The following is a 15,859-nucleotide window of genomic DNA, read 5'->3' as shown; positions in this document are numbered from 1 at the left end:
ACAGGTATCGCGTGCAGGATGAAGGGACGGTACGGACTTCGACGAGGAGGCACCGCCATGGCGGGAGCGCAGGGAACCCGGTCCACCCCGGCCGACCAGGCACGCGAGGCCGTGGTCGAGACCGCGCTCGCGAAACTCGACCTGGACGCGAAGGCGCGGCTGCTCGCCGGACAGGACATGTGGTCCCTGCCCGCCCTGCCGGAGATCGGCCTGAAATCGCTGGTCATGTCCGACGGGCCGATCGGTGTACGGGGCGTCCGCTGGACCGCCGACGACCCGTCCATCGCCCTGCCGTCCCCGACCGCGCTCGCCGCCACCTGGGACCCCGCCCTGGCCCGCCGCGCCGGCACCCTCCTCGCTCAGGAGGCCCGCCGCAAGGGCGTCCACGTCCTGCTCGCCCCCACGGTCAACCTGCACCGATCCCCGCTCGGCGGCCGCCACTTCGAGGCGTACAGCGAGGACCCGTACCTCACCGGGCGGATCGGCACCGGGTACGTGACCGGTGTGCAGGAGGGCGGCGTCGGCACCACCGTCAAGCACTTCGTCGCCAACGACGCCGAGACCGACCGCTTCACCGTGAACAACGTCGTCTCCGAACGCGCCCTGCGCGAGCTCTACCTGGCCCCCTTCGAGGCGATCGTCGAGAACGCCCACCCCTGGGGCATCATGACCGCCTACAACTCGGTCAACGGCACGACGATGACCGAACACCGTTACCTGGTGAATGAAGTCCTGCGCGGCGAGTGGGGCTTCGACGGCTTCAACGTCTCCGACTGGATGGCCGCCCGTTCCACCGTCGACGCCGTCGAGGGCGGCCTGGACGTCGCGATGCCGGGCCCGACCACCGTGTACGGCGAGAAGCTCGCCGCCGCCGTCCGCGCCGGAGAGGTGGCGGAGGCCAAGGTCGACGAGGCCGTGCGCAACGTCCTGCGCCTGGCCGCGCGCGTCGGCATCCTGGACGGCGCCGAGCCGGCGGTCACCGAACTCCCCGCGGACATCGACGGCGAGGCCCTGGCCCGCGAGATCGCCCGCCGCGGCTTCGTGCTCGTACGCAACGAAGGTGCTCTCCCGATCCCCGAGGGGCGGTCGGTCGCCCTCATCGGCGCCGCCGCCCGCGACGCCCGCGTCCTCGGCGGCGGCTCCGCCGTCGTCTTCCCGGCCCACGTCGTCTCCCCGCTCGACGGCCTCACCGCCGCCCTGCCCGAGGGAGCGCTGACATACGCGGTCGGCGCCGACCCGAACGAGGAACTGGCCGTCGCCGACAAGGGGTTCGAGCTGCGCGCGGTCTGCCGCGACTCCGCCGGCACCGTCGTCGGCACGGGCTCGGCGCCGAGCGGCCACCTCCAGTGGATGGGCGACGACCTGCCCGAAGGCGTCACCCACGACAACCTCCACACCGTCGAACTGACCGGCACCTTCACCCCGCGCGAGAGCGGCCGGCACACCTTCGGGATCAAGGGGCTCGGCGCCTTCACGCTCACGGTCGACGGCACGACGTACTTCGACGACGTCCAACGGACCGAGAAGGACGACCCGTTCGTGACGTTCTTCGGCGCCCCCGTCGAGCGTGCCACGGTGGACCTGACCGCCGGTGACACCTACGAGGTCTCACTGAGCCACGTGGTCTCCGTTCCCGAGCACGTGCCCATGAAGGTCGTCGCCTTCACGCTCACCCACCAGGAGCCGCAGCGCGATCCCGACGAACTGATCGCCGAGGCCGTCGAGGCCGCCCGCGCCGCCGACACGGCGGTCGTCGTGGTCGCCACGACGGAACGCGTCGAGTCCGAGGGCTTCGACCGCAAGGACCTCCGACTCCCCGGCCGCCAGGACGAGTTGGTCCACGCGGTGGCCGCCGCCAACCCCAACACCGTCGTGGTCGTCAACTCCGGCTCCCCGGTGGAACTCCCGTGGCGCGACGACGTGTCCGCCGTACTCCTCAGCTGGTTCCCGGGCCAGGAGGGCGGCGCCGCCCTCGCCGACGTCCTCACCGGCACCCACGAGCCCGGCGGCCGCCTCCCCACCACCTGGGGCACCCTGGAGGCCGCGCCGGTCACCCGGGTAACCCCCACCGACGGCGAACTCCCGTACACCGAGGACGTGTTCATCGGCTACCGGGCCTGGGAGAAGGAGGGCAGCACCCCGACGTACCCCTTCGGCCACGGCCTCGGCTACACGGACTGGACCTACGACGAGATCAAGGTGACGGGCAGGACGGTCACCGTCCGCATCACCAACGCCGGCACCCGCAAGGGCCGCGAGACCGTCCAGATCTACCTGGCCCCCACCGAGCCCGACACCACCCGCCCGCCCCGCCGACTGGCGGGCTTCGCGACGGCAGAGGCGCTCCCGGGCGAAACAGCCACCGTCACCATCGAACTCCCGGCCCGAGCCTTCGAGATCTGGGACGAGGAGACCGACGCCTGGACACCGGTGAAGGGTTCATACGAGATCGAGGCGTCGCACTCGTTCGCCGACCGCAGGCTGAGGGCGGCGGCCGAATACTGATGCCGGTGCCGGAGGGGCGGGGTCAGCCCGCCCCGCCGTCGAGCAGCCAGTTGTAGCGCAGCCGCAGCGCCCGCTCGGTGCTGGCCGCCACAGTCACGAGCCCGACCACCGCGTTGGCCGATGCCGGCAGATCAATGGGCGAGGTGAAGGTCCCGACGTACTGGGCGAGGCCCTGCGGGTCCCGGGTGAGCTGTTCGGCGAGTTGAAGGAGCAGGAGAGCCAGGCCGATGACCACCACGATCAGCGAGAGGAAACCGATACCGCGGCTCAGTGCGGGGTGCGATCGGTCAAGGCGCATGCGGCGTCCCTCGGCGGAGGCGGCGTCCGGGACGAGCTGGAACTCGGCCCCCTCGGAGGTGACGTAGTGGCAGCGCTTGAGCCCGAAGTTGCTCGCCCTTACTTCGACGTTGCCGCCCTGGACGGGGAAGACGGCAGGGACTCTGGACTCGGCGTGATGCCTGCCATCGAGGTACAGGTGTGCCTTGACGTAGCCGTCCGACTGCTTCTGATGCCTGACGTCGACGGCGTAGTCCAGCTGCCGGCCGGCGTCGTTCGTCAGCCGAAGATGGAACAGCGCACGGGAAAGCATCTGCCACCAGCGGAAACGCTTCAGCGCTCGCCCGTCCCCGGGCTTGACCCGCTGTACGGCCCGACGGTGCCGCCACTCCTTGAACATGTCGCCCGCTCCCGCTACTTGCCCGGCTCCGCCGCGCAGGCGAGGTCCTGCGAGGGGCGCTGCCCGGTGGTCAGGAAGGACGTCACCGCGTCGTTCGCGCACGTGTTGAGGCCGAACGGATAGACACCGTGCCCGCCCTGGTCGGCCGTCACCATCGTGGCCCGCTTCCCGAGCGCCTTCCGCAGCTTCTTGGCGTCGGCCAGCGGCGTCCCCGGGTCGCGCTCGTTCTGCACCATGAGCACGTTCGACGGGCCCCGGTCGCCGATGCGCACCGGCTTCTCGATCGGCTCCGGCCAGAACGCGCACGGTCCGATGTTCGCCGCGGACCCGCCCAGCATCGGGTACTTCTCCCGGTCGACCGCGACCATCCGCTGGTACTCCTCGACCGTCTCCGGCCAGTTCGAATCGCCGCAGATCACATTGAATCGGGCGGACATGAGGTTCTCCAGATTCGGTATCGCCGGCGGGGTGCCGGGCGGCAGCGGCAGATCCTTGTCGAGCGCCTGCCACATCTCGGCCACCGAGGGCATGGCCGCATCGGTGTAGAGGAGGTCGAAGGTGTACCCGCGGAACAGCGTCGCGTCGATGCCCCGGACCGGCTTCTCCTCCAACCGCTTCGCGAGCTCGAAGTACTTCGCTTTCACCTGCTCCGGTGTGGTGCCCAGACCGTACTCGGGGCGCGCTGCCGCGAACGCCGCGAAGTCCGGGAACCGGTCCTCCAGTCCACGGGCGAGCGACCGCGTGGCCGTGACGTCGTAGCCACCGGGGCCCAGGTTGCTGTCGAGCACGATCCGGTCGCTGCGCCCCGGGAACAGCGTCGTGTACACCGAACCGAGGTAGGTGCCGTAGGACCCACCGAGGTACGAGACCTTCGGCTCGCCCAGTGCCTCCCGGATGCGGTCCATGTCGCGGGCGGCGTTCGCGGTGGTGGTGTGCGGCAGCATCGAGGCCGTCTTCGAGGTGGCGCACTGCTTGGCGATGGTCCGCGCGCTCTTCGCCGCCCGCGTGACATCGGCCGCGGTGTGCGCGTACGGCGGCAGGTTGCCGCGGCTCTGCTGTTCCGGGGTCAGGTCACAGGTCACCGGCGTGCTGCGGCCGGTGCCGCGCGGGTCGAAGCCGATCAGGTCGTAGGAGTCCAGCACCTTCTGCGGCAGCTTTGAGGCGAGAGCGAACGGGTAGCCGAGTCCTGAGATGCCGGGGCCGCCTGGATTGGTCAGCAGCACGCCGCGGCGCTGCGAGGGCTTCTCGCTCGCCAGCCGGGAGATGGCGATCTCTATCTGCCTGCCGTCGGGATCGCGGTAGTCCAGCGGGACTTCGAGGATCGAGCACTCCAGACGGGATGAAGGGGCCGGTGAAGGGGCCTTTGACGGGGCCGGTGAAGCGGCCTTCTTCTCCGAGCACGAGCCCCATTCCACGGCGTCCGACGTCGTCGCCACCGACTCTTCCGGAAGCGCGGTCAACGTCACCGCGGTCGCCGCCACCGCGGTGCCGGCGAGTGCGAGGGACAAGGTTTTCTTACGCATCTGAATGTCCTCCTGAGGGGCGCACGGGGTGCACGGGGGCGCCGAAACGGGCGGGTTCGGGACAGCCCGGCTCCGCCGCCGGCCGTTCCTGCGGACCAGCACGTCGATCTGGGCGAGTTGTGTGTGGGAGGGAGAGAGGGAGCGGCCGGGCCGAGCGCGTGGACCGCTGGGGCTCAGTCGCGGATTCCCCCGGGTTTTCCGGCCCGCTCGGTGGTTGGTTCCTTGTGGGTGTGTGCCCAGGCACCGGACACCGTTGCGACAACCGCGATGAGTCCGAGGAGGATCATCTGGCCGGTGAGGCCGCCGGGAACCCCGTTGAGGATGCCCCACAGCGGCTCGGAGCCCTGGTTGAGCAAAGCGCGGATCATCGCTTGGGCGGACAGGGCTGTGATCACCATCCCGACCGCCTCAAGGGCCGTACAGCCGCCCTTGCGCAGCGCGTTTCCTCGTCTGGTTGTCGGTTGTCTCGGCACATGAACGACTCTGTCCGTGCGGAGCGGCAGACACATCGGCCCGGCGGCTCGCATCGCCTTCGACCGAAGGCGGGGCGGTGATTCGACTCAGGTCGGGGGCGCCTCGTCCCGCGGTCCGACTCACCGGCCGCACGGTGTCGCGACAATGGCCGGGTGAACACGGACGTAGCGCCACGGCTCGGGTGGTGGCAGCAGACATGGCGGCTGGGTGCGGCCGCGGCAGTGGGGGTACCGCTCTGGCTCTCCATCGGTGCGTTGCTGCGGGGGCAGACGGGCGAAACGGGCTCATGGTTCGTCATCGGTGATCCGCTGGTGGCAATCGGCTGCCTGACGGCGCTTCTGTGGCGGCGCCGGTTCCCGCTCGCCGTCGCCATGACCGTCGTGATCGCCTCGACCGCGTCGGCACTCGCTTCAGGTGCCGCGTTCCTTGCGCTGGTCTCGATCTCCACGCGTCGCCGTCCGGTGGAGATCGGGGTCGTCGCTCTAGCCCTGGTGACCGCGTCACAGTTCGCCGACGGGCTCTACCCGGTCCAGAGCTCGCCCGGCTTGTTTTGGTACCAGCTCGCGTTCCCGGCACTGATCGCGGGCATCGCGGTGGCCATGGGCATGGCCATCGGGGCGCGGCGCGTCGAAGTGCGGTCCTTGCTGGACCGGGCGGAGAGCGCGGAACGTGAACAGACCGCACGAGCGGCGCAGGCACGGGCCCTGGAACGGAACCGGATCGCCCGCGAGATGCACGACGTGCTCGCGCACCGGATCTCCCTGGTCGCCATGCAGGCCGGAGTGCTGGACCACCGCGGCGACCTCACCGCCGAGGAGAACCGCGTGCTGGTCCGCGGTATCGCCGACGGCTCCCATCAGGCCCTGGAGGAACTACGGGATGTCCTCGGTGTGCTCCGCGCCGACCCGGGCCGCCCGGAACCACCCCAGCCCTCCCTCGACCGCATCCCCGAACTGGTGGCCGACGCCCGCGCCTCCGGACTGGACGTCACCCTCACCACCACCGTGGCGGGAACACCGTCCGATGCCGTCGGACGCACCTGCTACCGGATCGTCCAGGAAGGACTGACCAACGCCGCCAAACACGCCCCAGGCGCACACGTACACATCACCCTCGAAGGAACGGCAGGCGACAACCTCGACGTCAGCGTCCACAACTCCCCGGCCACCACGGCAACCGCACAACCACCGACATCGGGATTCGGTCTGCTCGGCCTCACCGAACGCGTCACCATCGCCGGCGGAAGACTCGACCACCGCCCCACACCCGACAACGGATACGTCCTCACCGCGCGGCTACCCTGGCCGAACCCCACACACGAAAAGAGAGCTTGAGTGGATACCGAGCGGGAGGCGGTGCGCGTCGTCATCGTCGACGACGACCAGCTGGTGCGGATGGCACTGCGGCTCGTCATCGACGGCGAACCGGACCTGACCGTCGTCGCGGAAGCGGCCGACGGGGACGCCGCGATCACCGTGGTGGACGAGCAGCGGCCGGACGTCGTCCTGATGGACGTGCGGATGCCCGGCCGTGACGGTCTCAGCGCGACCCGGGAACTCCTCACCCGATCGCCGCCGCCGCGGGTGCTCATGCTGACCACCTTCGACTCCGACGATCTGGTACTCGGCGCGCTGCACGCCGGAGCACTCGGGTTCGTCCTCAAGGACACCCAACCGGCGCGGATTCTCGACGCGGTGCGGACCGTCGCGGACGGCGACTCCGTGCTGTCCCCGGCGGCCGCGGCACGGGTGATCGCCGCGGCCACCAGCCCGCAGTCCTCCTACGCTCGCGACTCATCCCGCGAAGCCGCACGGAAACGGCTGTCCACACTGACCGAACGAGAACTCGAGACCGCTCGGGCCGTCGCGGACGGACTGGGCAACCCGGAGATCGCCGAGCGGCTGTACATCAGCGTCGCGACCGTCAAGGCGCACGTGGGCAACCTGTTCACCAAGCTGGCGGTCGACAACCGAGTGCAGATCGCGCTCCTGGTCCGTGACGCTGAGGAATGACCGGCCCGGCGCGGAGGGCGGCCGACGCTGCTCCGAGGGGGCGGGCCGCGGAGCCGCTCAGAACCGCGGCGCCCCCACCCCTCACGCCGGAGGGGTACGTGACGTCACAGCCGCGTACGCCATCTCCGCGAGCCGGGCCTGCCCGTTCTTGCTGGGATGGAACCAGTCCCAGTGACTCAACTGCTTCGTACCGAACCGGTACTCGAACACCGCCCCACCGTCGAACCGGCACCGGTCGTCCTTCGCGCACACCTCCCGCAGCACCGAGTTGTACGCCTCCACCCGGTCCTGCACGGTGTCCCGCCGCAAGGTCGCAGCCGAGTCCAACGCGTCGGCGTCACCCAGCATCGACGGGCAGATACCGAGTTTCCAGATCTGCTTGCTCAGCTGGTTGGTCCGCCCCTCCGACCACAACCGCTTCAGATCGGGCACGCTGGACACGTACACCTGCGTCTTCGGCAGCGCCTCCCGCAGTGTGGTCAGCGCGTCCTGGAACTGGGTGCGGAAGTCCTCCACCGAGGTCATCGCGGAGACCGACGAGCGGCAGGCGTCGTTCGCGCCGGCCATGACCGTGACCAGCTCGGGCTTCTTCGTCGCGGCCTGGGCCATCTGGCCGGGCAGATCGGCCATGCGGGAGCCGGTCTGCGCGTAGTTCCAGCTGCGCTCGGCGGCACCGGCCGTGCCGAGGAGCCGTACCGCGAGGCTGTTCACCTTCGTGTCGGTGCCGGTCGCCCACGAGACCTCGGGGCAGTCGGTGAGCACCGAGCAGGCGTCGAAACCACGGGTGATGGAGTCGCCGACCGCGGCCAGCGAATCCGGGCTGCTGTCCCAGGCGGGAGTGGGTTTGGGGGACGGTTTCGCGGCCCGTGCGGAGGTGCCGGTGGGGCCTGGGGAGTTGCCGCCGCTCGCGTCGCATCCGGCCAGTCCCGCCACGCCCAGCAGAGCCGCCGCCGCGGCCGCGGCGACGCCTCGTGAACGGTGACCACGCTTCCGCATCCCCAGTTCCCCTCGTTCGTCGCGCAACTGCGGCCCGCCCAGGAGCGTCCACCAGAGTGGCTGTGTTTTCCCGGGGGACGTGTGGTCCATACGCGGCCGCGCCGCGGGCCGGACCCCCGGCCGGGTGCCCGCCACGCGTCCCGCCGGGTGAAACCTCCGTGTTTCCGGGCGCTGGGACCGACGGTACGTCACACTCCTTGCGCCGCCGCACGGTAGCCTCGCCACGTGGCTGCCCAGCCACTGACGTTCCGCCAAAGTACAAGATGCCCGCTCTGTCCGGAGGTCCCAGTGACGACACGTGGAGTTCTCTACGTGCACTCCGCGCCGCGTGCGCTGTGCCCGCACGTCGAATGGGCAGTCGCGGGTGTGCTCGGCACGCGAGTCAGCCTCGACTGGATCCGGCAGCCCGCGTCCCCCGGCACCTGGAGATCGGAGTTCTCCTGGAAGGGCGAGGTCGGCACGGCCTCCAAGCTCGCCTCGGCGCTGCGCGGCTGGCAGATGCTGCGCTTCGAGGTCACCGCCGAACCGTGCGCCACCGCCGAGGGGGAGCGCTACAGCTGCACCCCTGAGCTGGGCATCTTCCACGCGGTGACCGGCATCCACGGCGACATCCTGATCCCCGAGGACCGCCTGCGCGCCGCCCTGGTCCGCTCCCAGCAGGGCGAAACGCAACTGGAGTCCGAACTCACCAAGCTCCTCGGCAAGCCCTGGGACGACGAACTGGAGCCCTTCCGCTACGCAGGCGAGGGCGCTCCGGTCCGCTGGCTCCATCAGGTGGTCTGAGCCCCGTAAGGGGCGCGGGGCTGTGACATTTGCGGCTCCGCCGCGTGGGCGCGACAAGCCCCCACCGTCCCGCGGCCGACACTCAACGAACGACAAGTGGCCCGGGTTCCTCAAAGAGGAGCCCGGGCCACTCACCGTAAGCACAAATACGGCTGAAATCAGACCGTACGGAACGCCAGAACCACGTTGTGCCCGCCAAAGCCGAACGAGTCGTTCAGCGCGGCGATCCGCCCCTCGACGGGCAGCTTCCGCGCCTCACCACGAACGATGTCGGCGGTGGCCTCGGCCTCGGGGTCGAGGTTGTTGACGTTGATGGTCGGCGGCGCGACCCGGTGGTACAGCGCGAGCACCGTGGCGACGGACTCGACACCACCCGCACCACCCAGCAGATGCCCGGTCATGGACTTCGTACCGGAGACCGCGAAGTGGTCGGTGTCGTCGCCGAAGACCTTGCGCAGCGCCTTCAGCTCGGCCACGTCACCCGCCGGTGTGGAGGTCGCGTGCGCGTTGACGTGCACGATCTCCGCCGGGTTCAGGTCCGTGTTGTCCAGCAGGTTCTGCAGGGCGTGGGCGATGCCCCGCCCCTCGGGCTCCGGCTGCACGATGTCGTGGCCGTCGGCCGAGATGCCCTGGCCGACCGCCTCCGCGTACACGCGGGCGCCGCGCTTGGCGGCGTGCTCGGCCGACTCCAGGACGATGACGCCCGCGCCCTCGCCGAGGACGAAGCCGTCCCGGCCGAGGTCGTAGGGACGCGAGGCGCCCTGCGGGTCGTCGTTGTTCTTGGACATCGCCATCATGTTGCCGAAGGCGGCGATGGGCAGCGGGTGGATCGCCGCCTCCGTACCACCGGCGACGACGACGTCGGCGCGGCCGGTGCGGATCATCTCGATGGCGTAGCCGATGGCCTCGGCGCCCGACGCGCAGGCGGAGACCGGGGTGTGCACACCGGCGCGCGCGCCGACGAGCAGACCCACGTTGGCCGAGGGGCCGTTCGGCATCAGCATGGGGACGGTGTGCGGGGAGACGCGGCGTACGCCCTTCTCCTTGAGCACGTCGTACTGGTCGAGCAGGGTCGTGACACCACCGATGCCGGAGGCGATGACCGCGCCGAGACGGTCGGGGTCGACCGCTCCCGCCGCGGCAGCGGCTGATGTCTCGGTCTCGCCCGCCTTGCCGGCGAAGCCGGCGTCCGCCCAGGCCTCCTTGGCCGCGATCAGCGCGAACTGCGCCGAGCGGTCGAGGCGGCGGGCCTGCGGGCGCGGAATGACCTCGCCCGGCTCCACGGCGATCTGCGCCGCGATACGGACCGCCTGGTCGGCGGCCCAGTCCTGCTCCAGAGGGCGGACACCGGAACGTCCGGCGACCAGGCCCTCCCAGGTAGAGGCTGCGTCGCCACCCAGCGGTGTGGTTGCGCCGATACCGGTGACGACCACGGTGCGATTGGTCGGGCTCACGGGAATTCTTTCTCCAACGGATACGAGGATTCAGCGGCGCCACCGCCGGGTGGCGGGGCTAAGCGGGTCCGGTGCTGTCCGGTGTGGTTCGGCAGTGCCCCGAAGGGGCGCGGGGAACTGCGCGACCAGCCACAACGGACCCGCGGGCGAAGCAGTGCACTCTCAGCGGAGCGCTCAGCCCTGGTGCTTGAGGATGTACTCGGTCGCGTCGCCGACCGTCTTGAGGTTCTTGACGTCGTCGTCCGGGATCTTGACGTCGAAGCGCTCTTCGGCGGCGACGACGACCTCGACCATGGACAGCGAGTCGACGTCCAGGTCGTCGGTGAAGGACTTCTCCAGCTGGACGTCCTCGACCGGGATGCCGGCGATCTCGTTCACGATGTCGGCGAGACCGGCGACGATCTCTTCCTGAGTGGCGGCCATGTCAGGCGCTCCTTCTTGTGTATCCAGAGGGTGTGGCGGTACTCCCGCCCGGAAGGATCCGGGCGGTGTGCCTAGGGGAGGGTAACGACCGTCGCGGCGTACACGAGACCCGCCCCGAAGCCGATGACGAGCGCGGTGTCGCCGCTCTTCGCCTCGCCGGTCGCCAGGAGCCGCTCCATCGCGAGCGGGATCGAGGCGGCCGAGGTGTTACCGGTGGTGCGCACGTCACGGGCGACCGTGACGTGTTCCGGCAGCTTGAGAGTCTTCACCATCGAGTCGATGATCCGCTCGTTGGCCTGGTGGGGAATGAAGACGTCCAAGTCGTCCGCAGTGAGTCCGGCGGCGTCCAGCGCCTCCTTGGCGACCTTCGCCATCTCGAACACGGCCCAGCGGAACACCGCCTGGCCTTCCTGCGTGATCGCGGGGAACTTGACCTCGCCCTTGGAGTCCAGGGGCAGTTGGGACACGTCGCCGATCCGGAAACGGTCCCAGGGGATGGTCTGCTTGATCGTGTGGGACTTGTCGCCCTCGGAACCCCAGACCGTGGGGCCGATGTGCGGCTCCTGGGAGGGGCCGACGACGACCGCGCCCGCGCCGTCACCGAACAGGAAGGCCGTCGCGCGGTCCTCCAGGTCGGTCAGGTCGGAGAGCCGCTCGACGCCGATGACAAGTACGTACTCGGCGGAACCTTCGACGACCATGCCCTTGGCCAGGGTCAGTCCGTAGCCGAAGCCGGCGCAGCCCGCCGAGATGTCGAAGGCCGCGGCCTTCGCCGTGCCGAGCCTGTCGGCGATCTCCGTGGCGACGGCCGGGGTCTGGCTGAAGTGCGAGACGGTCGAGACGACGACGGCGCCGATCTGCTCGGCGCTGATCCCGGCGTCGGCGATGGCCTTGCCGGACGCCTCGATCGACATGGCGGCGACGGTCTCCTCGTCGTTCGCCCAGTGCCGGGTCTCGATGCCGGAGCGCGAGCGGATCCACTCGTCGGACGAGTCGATCGTTTCGAGGATCACCTCGTTCGGCACGACACGGACCGGGCGGTAGCCGCCGACCCCGAGGATGCGCGCGTACGGGGCGCCCTTGCTGGGCTTGATCTTCGACATGCTCTGTCGGCTCCTTACGCGCTCAGGCGGAGGCGTGCTCGGCGATGAGCTCGCGAGCCGCGTCGAGGTCGTCGGGTGTCTTCAGCGCCAGCGTCTTCACGCCGGGCAGCGCGCGCTTGGCGAGACCGGTCAGGGTGCCGCCGGGGCACACCTCCAGGAGCGCGGTCACGCCCAGTTCCTTGAAGGTCTCCATGCACAGGTCCCAGCGGACCGGGTTGGCGACCTGGCCGACCAGCCGGGCCAGGACCTCCGAGCCGGCGGTGACGGCCTGCCCGTCCTTGTTCGACACGTACGTGACCGTCGGGTCGGCGGGCGACAGCTCGGCCGCGGCGCGGGCGAGGGTGTCGACCGCCGGGGCCATGTGGTGCGTGTGGAACGCGCCCGCGACCTTGAGGGCCACCACGCGGCGTACGCCCTCGGGCTTGTCGGCCTCCAGGGCGGCCAGCTCCTCCAGCGTGCCGGCGGCCACGACCTGGCCCGCGCCGTTCACGTTCGCCGGGGTCAGGCCGAGCTTCTCCAGGTGCGGGATCGTCACTTCCGGGTCGCCGCCGAGCAGCGCCGACATTCCGGTGGCGGTGGCGGCGGTCGCCTCCGCCATGGCCAGTCCGCGGACGCGGACGAGGCGGACGGCCTCCTCGTCGGGGAGCACCCCGGCGAGCGCGGCGGCGGTCAGCTCGCCGACGCTGTGTCCGGCGACGGCGCCGACCTTGAGCGGCAGCTGGGCCGGGTCGTCGAAGAGGGTGTACGCGGAGGTCAGCCCGGCCGCGACCAGGAGCGGCTGCGCCACCGCGGTGTCACGGATCTCCTCCGCGTCCCCCTCGGTGCCGTAGCGGATCAGGTCGAGCTCCACGGCGTCGGACCACGCCTCAAGGGCACCGCGGACACCGGGGAGGTCGAGCCAGGGAGTCAGGAAGCCGGGCGTCTGGGCGCCCTGGCCGGGAGCGACGAGTACGAGCACTCTCACACTCTCTCTTGTGGACGGGCACGGCCGCCCGTGGGGACAGGGACGAAGAACAGGAGGGGGAATTGTAGGTCCCCGACAAAAGCCTAGAGCTGGGGATCTCCATCGGCCAGACGCCCCAGGATCAGCGCGATCCGCAGCGTGAACGCCGAACGTACATCCGAAGGCGACCAGCCGGTGACGTCAGTCACACGTCGAAGCCGGTAGCGCACGGTGTTGGGATGCACGAAGAGCATCCGGGCCGCCCCTTCGAGACTGCTCGCCTGTTCGAGATAGACGCTCAGCGTCTCCAGGAGAGCGGACCCGGCCTCCTCCAGTGGTCTGTAGATCTCCTCCACCAACTGTTCACGGGCAGAGGGATCCGAGGCGATCGCGCGCTCCGGCAGCAGATCGTCCGCCAGAACCGGCCGCGGGGCGTCCTGCCAGGCGAAACACGCCTTGAGGCCGGCGGCCGCCGCCTGCGCGGAGCGGGTCGCGGCGAGCAGGTCGGGCACGACGGGCCCGGCCACCACGGGGCCCGCGGCATACGGCCCGATCAGGGACTTGGCGACACCGAGCGGATTGTCGCTGCCACCCGCGATGACGACCAGCCGGTCCCCGAGCACCCCGGTCAGCACCTGCAGCTTGGCGTGCCGGGCGGCCCGCCGGATGGCCTCGACGGTCAGCTCGCTGTCACCGTCGGGCGCCGTGCCCAGCACCACGCACACATGCTCGGGAGAGTTCCAGCCGAGCGCCGCGGCCCGGGACACCGCGCCCTCGTCCGCCTCGCCGGAGAGGACGGCGTTCACGACCAGGGACTCCAGCCGGGCGTCCCAGGCTCCGCGCGCCTCGGCGGCCTGCGCGTACACCTGGGCGGTCGCGAAGGCGATCTCCCGCGCGTACACGAGCAGTGCCTCGCGGAGCACGGACTCGTCGCCGGGAGCGGCGACCTCGTCGATGGCGCTCTCCATGACCTCGATCGTCGTCCGCACCATCTCGACCGTCTGGCGCAGGGTGATCGCCCTGGTCAGCTCGCGCGGCGCGGTGCCGAAGACGTCCGTGGAGATCGCCTGGGGAGCGTCCGGATGCCGGAACCACTCCTTGAACGCGGCGATACCCGCCTGGGCGACGAGGCCGATCCACGACCGGTTCTCCGGGGACATCGCCCGGTACCACGGCAGCGTCTCGTCCATGCGCGCGATCGCCTGGGCCGCGAGACTGCCGGACGACTTCTCCAGCCGCTTCAGGGTCGCGGCGTGCGCATGGGCGGCGCGGGCAGCGCGTTCGGTGTTGCTGGATTCGGGTTCGGGCACGGGACAAGACTGCCTTATCAGGACGGGAGTATGCGGCGGAGGGTCTCGGACGGCTCGTCCGACGGGTCTACGGTGGGTCCGTGATGGACGTACGGCGCGCCGACGAGCGCTACCGCGGAGGCGACCCGGCGGCCGGGATCGAGTCCCTGCACGCCTTCTCCTTCGGCCCGCACTACGACCCGGACAACCTCCGCTTCGGCGCGGTCATCGCCTGCAACGAGGAGCGCCTGGCACCCGGCGCCGGCTTCGACGAGCACCCGCACAGCCACACCGAGATCGTCACCTGGGTCGTCGAGGGCGAGCTGACCCACCGCGACACGACCGGCCACGAGTCGGTCGTACGCCCCGGTGACGTGCAGCGCCTCAGCTCGGCGGGCGGCGTCCGCCACATCGAACGCAACGACGGCGACACACCACTGCTCTTCGTCCAGATGTGGCTCGCCCCGCTGGAGCCGGGCGGCGACCCCGCGTACGAGGTCGTCCACGGCATCGCCGACTCCACCCCGTACGCCGTCCCGGAGGCGGCCGCGATGCTCCACGTCCGCCGCCTCGCGCCGGGGGAGCGCACCGCCGTCCCCGACGCGCCGTTCGTGTACGCCCATGTCGTACGCGGCGAAGTCCTGCTGGACAGCTGGGTGTTGAGCCCCGGTGACGCGGCCCGCATCACGGACGCGAAGGACCTGGAGGCGGTCGCCCGGGACGGGGCGGAGCTGCTGTTCTGGGAGATGGCGTAGGGAGCCTTACGGGGCGCTGGAGAGTTCGGCGAGCACCGCGTCCGTGAAGGCGGGCCACACCTCGACGGCCCACGGCCCGAACGCCCGGTCCGTCAGCGCCACGCAGGCGGCTCCCGCGACGGGGTCGATCCACAGGAACGTACCGGACTGGCCGAAGTGCCCGAAGGTCCGGGGCGAGGACGAACCGCCCGTCCAGTGGGGCGACTTGGAGTCCCGGATCTCGAAGCCGAGGCCCCAGTCGTTGGGGTTCTGGTGCCCGTATCCCGGCAGGACACCCTTGGTCCCCGGGTACTGCACGGTCATCGCCTCGGCGACGGTCCGAGGGTCGAGCAGCCGCGGGGCCTGCACCTCGGCGGCGAACCGCACCAGATCGTCGACGGTCGAGACACCGTCCTTCGCGGGCGAGCCGTCGAGGGCCGTCGACGTCATCCCGAGCGGTTCGAGCACCGCCTGCTTCAGATACTCACCGAAGGGAATCTCCGTCGCCTTCGCGATGTGATCCCCCAGCTGCTCGAACCCGGCGTTGGAGTACAGCCGCCGCAGCCCCGGCGCCGCCGTCACCCGGTGCTCGTCGAAGGCCAGCCCACTGGTGTGCGCGAGCAGATGCCGCACGGTGGACCCCTCGGGTCCGGCGGGCTCATCCAGTTCGACGGCCCCTTCCTCGTACGCGACAAGGGCGGCGTACGCGGCGAGGGGCTTCGTCACAGAGGCGAGCGTGAACCGCTGAGTGACGGGCCCACGGCTGCCGAGCACTGTGCCATCCGCCCGTACGACGGCAGCGGCAACGGTAGGAACGGGCCACTTCTCGATGAGGGCGAGACTCTCCAAAGACATGCACAAGAGCCTACGACCAGGGTGATGAGCGGGGTTCGGGCAGCACCCCGTCTTTTAGGGGCGCGGGGAACTGCGCGACAAGCCCCCAC

Annotated in this window: 15 protein-coding genes; 5 read left to right on the top strand and 10 right to left on the bottom strand. The window is 70.5% G+C overall.

The window, feature by feature from the left end:
• Positions 1 to 57 precede the first annotated feature (57 nt).
• Positions 58 to 2,505 (top strand): glycoside hydrolase family 3 protein, encoded by a 2,448-nt coding sequence (locus tag ACIBEI_RS16580; protein ID WP_398889255.1) that lies wholly within the window; start codon positions 58 to 60, stop codon positions 2,503 to 2,505.
• 22 nt (positions 2,506 to 2,527) lie between these two features.
• Here the strand turns inward: ACIBEI_RS16580 and ACIBEI_RS16575 are convergent, their stop codons facing one another.
• From ACIBEI_RS16575 to ACIBEI_RS16565, 3 genes are all read right to left on the bottom strand, one after another.
• On the bottom strand, positions 2,528 to 3,181 hold the full coding sequence (locus ACIBEI_RS16575; protein ID WP_398889253.1) for a hypothetical protein: 654 nt from the start codon (positions 3,179 to 3,181) through the stop codon (positions 2,528 to 2,530).
• 14 nt (positions 3,182 to 3,195) lie between these two features.
• On the bottom strand, positions 3,196 to 4,704 hold the full coding sequence (locus ACIBEI_RS16570; protein WP_398889251.1) for an alpha/beta hydrolase: 1,509 nt from the start codon (positions 4,702 to 4,704) through the stop codon (positions 3,196 to 3,198).
• Positions 4,705 to 4,877: 173 nt separating this feature from the next.
• Positions 4,878 to 5,177, bottom strand: a complete 300-nt coding sequence (locus ACIBEI_RS16565) for a hypothetical protein (protein ID WP_398889249.1) — start codon at positions 5,175 to 5,177, stop codon at positions 4,878 to 4,880.
• A 153-nt stretch (positions 5,178 to 5,330) separates the two neighbouring features.
• On the opposite strand from ACIBEI_RS16565, the gene ACIBEI_RS16560 reads away from it, so the two are divergent.
• Together ACIBEI_RS16560 and ACIBEI_RS16555 are read left to right on the top strand one after the other, a co-directional pair.
• Positions 5,331 to 6,512, top strand: a complete 1,182-nt coding sequence (locus ACIBEI_RS16560; RefSeq protein WP_398889247.1) for a sensor histidine kinase — start codon at positions 5,331 to 5,333, stop codon at positions 6,510 to 6,512.
• The gene (locus ACIBEI_RS16555; protein WP_398889245.1) at positions 6,513 to 7,190 is read left to right on the top strand and encodes a response regulator; all 678 of its coding nucleotides are present in this window, start codon (positions 6,513 to 6,515) and stop codon (positions 7,188 to 7,190) included.
• 81 nt (positions 7,191 to 7,271) lie between these two features.
• Here the strand turns inward: ACIBEI_RS16555 and ACIBEI_RS16550 are convergent, their stop codons facing one another.
• Positions 7,272 to 8,186 carry an SGNH/GDSL hydrolase family protein gene (locus ACIBEI_RS16550; protein WP_398889243.1) on the bottom strand — a complete coding sequence of 305 codons (915 nt, stop codon included), beginning with the start codon at positions 8,184 to 8,186 and terminating at the stop codon, positions 7,272 to 7,274.
• Positions 8,187 to 8,474: 288 nt separating this feature from the next.
• On the opposite strand from ACIBEI_RS16550, the gene ACIBEI_RS16545 reads away from it, so the two are divergent.
• Positions 8,475 to 8,969, top strand: a complete 495-nt coding sequence (locus ACIBEI_RS16545) for a DUF3145 domain-containing protein (RefSeq protein WP_055611750.1) — start codon at positions 8,475 to 8,477, stop codon at positions 8,967 to 8,969.
• 158 nt (positions 8,970 to 9,127) lie between these two features.
• Here the strand turns inward: ACIBEI_RS16545 and ACIBEI_RS16540 are convergent, their stop codons facing one another.
• The 5 genes from ACIBEI_RS16540 to fasR form a co-directional block, all read right to left on the bottom strand.
• Positions 9,128 to 10,423, bottom strand: coding sequence for a beta-ketoacyl-[acyl-carrier-protein] synthase family protein (locus ACIBEI_RS16540; protein WP_398889242.1), 1,296 nt, complete (start codon positions 10,421 to 10,423; stop codon positions 9,128 to 9,130).
• 174 nt (positions 10,424 to 10,597) lie between these two features.
• Positions 10,598 to 10,846, bottom strand: a complete 249-nt coding sequence (locus ACIBEI_RS16535) for an acyl carrier protein (protein WP_055611752.1) — start codon at positions 10,844 to 10,846, stop codon at positions 10,598 to 10,600.
• A gap of 71 nt (positions 10,847 to 10,917) precedes the next feature.
• Entirely contained in the window at positions 10,918 to 11,949 is a 1,032-nt protein-coding gene (locus ACIBEI_RS16530; RefSeq protein WP_398889240.1) for a ketoacyl-ACP synthase III, read from the bottom strand.
• Between the two features lie 22 nt (positions 11,950 to 11,971).
• Positions 11,972 to 12,907 (bottom strand): ACP S-malonyltransferase, encoded by a 936-nt coding sequence (locus ACIBEI_RS16525; RefSeq protein ID WP_398889238.1) that lies wholly within the window; start codon positions 12,905 to 12,907, stop codon positions 11,972 to 11,974.
• A gap of 89 nt (positions 12,908 to 12,996) precedes the next feature.
• Positions 12,997 to 14,202 carry a fatty acid biosynthesis transcriptional regulator FasR gene (fasR, locus tag ACIBEI_RS16520; protein WP_189838055.1) on the bottom strand — a complete coding sequence of 402 codons (1,206 nt, stop codon included), beginning with the start codon at positions 14,200 to 14,202 and terminating at the stop codon, positions 12,997 to 12,999.
• Positions 14,203 to 14,282: 80 nt separating this feature from the next.
• On the opposite strand from fasR, the gene ACIBEI_RS16515 reads away from it, so the two are divergent.
• Entirely contained in the window at positions 14,283 to 14,936 is a 654-nt protein-coding gene (locus tag ACIBEI_RS16515; RefSeq protein ID WP_359722777.1) for a pirin family protein, read from the top strand.
• A gap of 6 nt (positions 14,937 to 14,942) precedes the next feature.
• On the opposite strand, the gene ACIBEI_RS16510 is transcribed toward ACIBEI_RS16515, so the two are convergent.
• A complete protein-coding gene (locus ACIBEI_RS16510; RefSeq protein ID WP_398889236.1) occupies positions 14,943 to 15,770 on the bottom strand; it encodes a serine hydrolase domain-containing protein in 828 nt (275 codons plus the stop codon).
• Positions 15,771 to 15,859 lie beyond the last annotated feature (89 nt).

Source organism: Streptomyces sp. NPDC050988 (assembly GCF_044456225.1).
Classification (GTDB): domain Bacteria; phylum Actinomycetota; class Actinomycetes; order Streptomycetales; family Streptomycetaceae; genus Streptomyces.
Note: the sequence above shows the minus strand (reverse complement) of the source record. Positions and strands in the feature narration are given on the sequence as shown.

What these genes read in the sequence shown, in the direction of transcription:
- ACIBEI_RS16580 (WP_398889255.1), top strand. Translation starts at nt 58, where the DNA reads ATGGCGGGAGCGCAGGGAACCCGGTCCACCCCGGCCGACCAGGCACGC.
- ACIBEI_RS16575 (WP_398889253.1), bottom strand. Translation starts at nt 3,181, where the DNA reads ATGTTCAAGGAGTGGCGGCACCGTCGGGCCGTACAGCGGGTCAAGCCC.
- ACIBEI_RS16570 (WP_398889251.1), bottom strand. Translation starts at nt 4,704, where the DNA reads ATGCGTAAGAAAACCTTGTCCCTCGCACTCGCCGGCACCGCGGTGGCG.
- ACIBEI_RS16550 (WP_398889243.1), bottom strand. Translation starts at nt 8,186, where the DNA reads ATGCGGAAGCGTGGTCACCGTTCACGAGGCGTCGCCGCGGCCGCGGCG.
- ACIBEI_RS16535 (WP_055611752.1), bottom strand. Translation starts at nt 10,846, where the DNA reads ATGGCCGCCACTCAGGAAGAGATCGTCGCCGGTCTCGCCGACATCGTG.
- ACIBEI_RS16530 (WP_398889240.1), bottom strand. Translation starts at nt 11,949, where the DNA reads ATGTCGAAGATCAAGCCCAGCAAGGGCGCCCCGTACGCGCGCATCCTC.
- ACIBEI_RS16510 (WP_398889236.1), bottom strand. Translation starts at nt 15,770, where the DNA reads ATGTCTTTGGAGAGTCTCGCCCTCATCGAGAAGTGGCCCGTTCCTACC.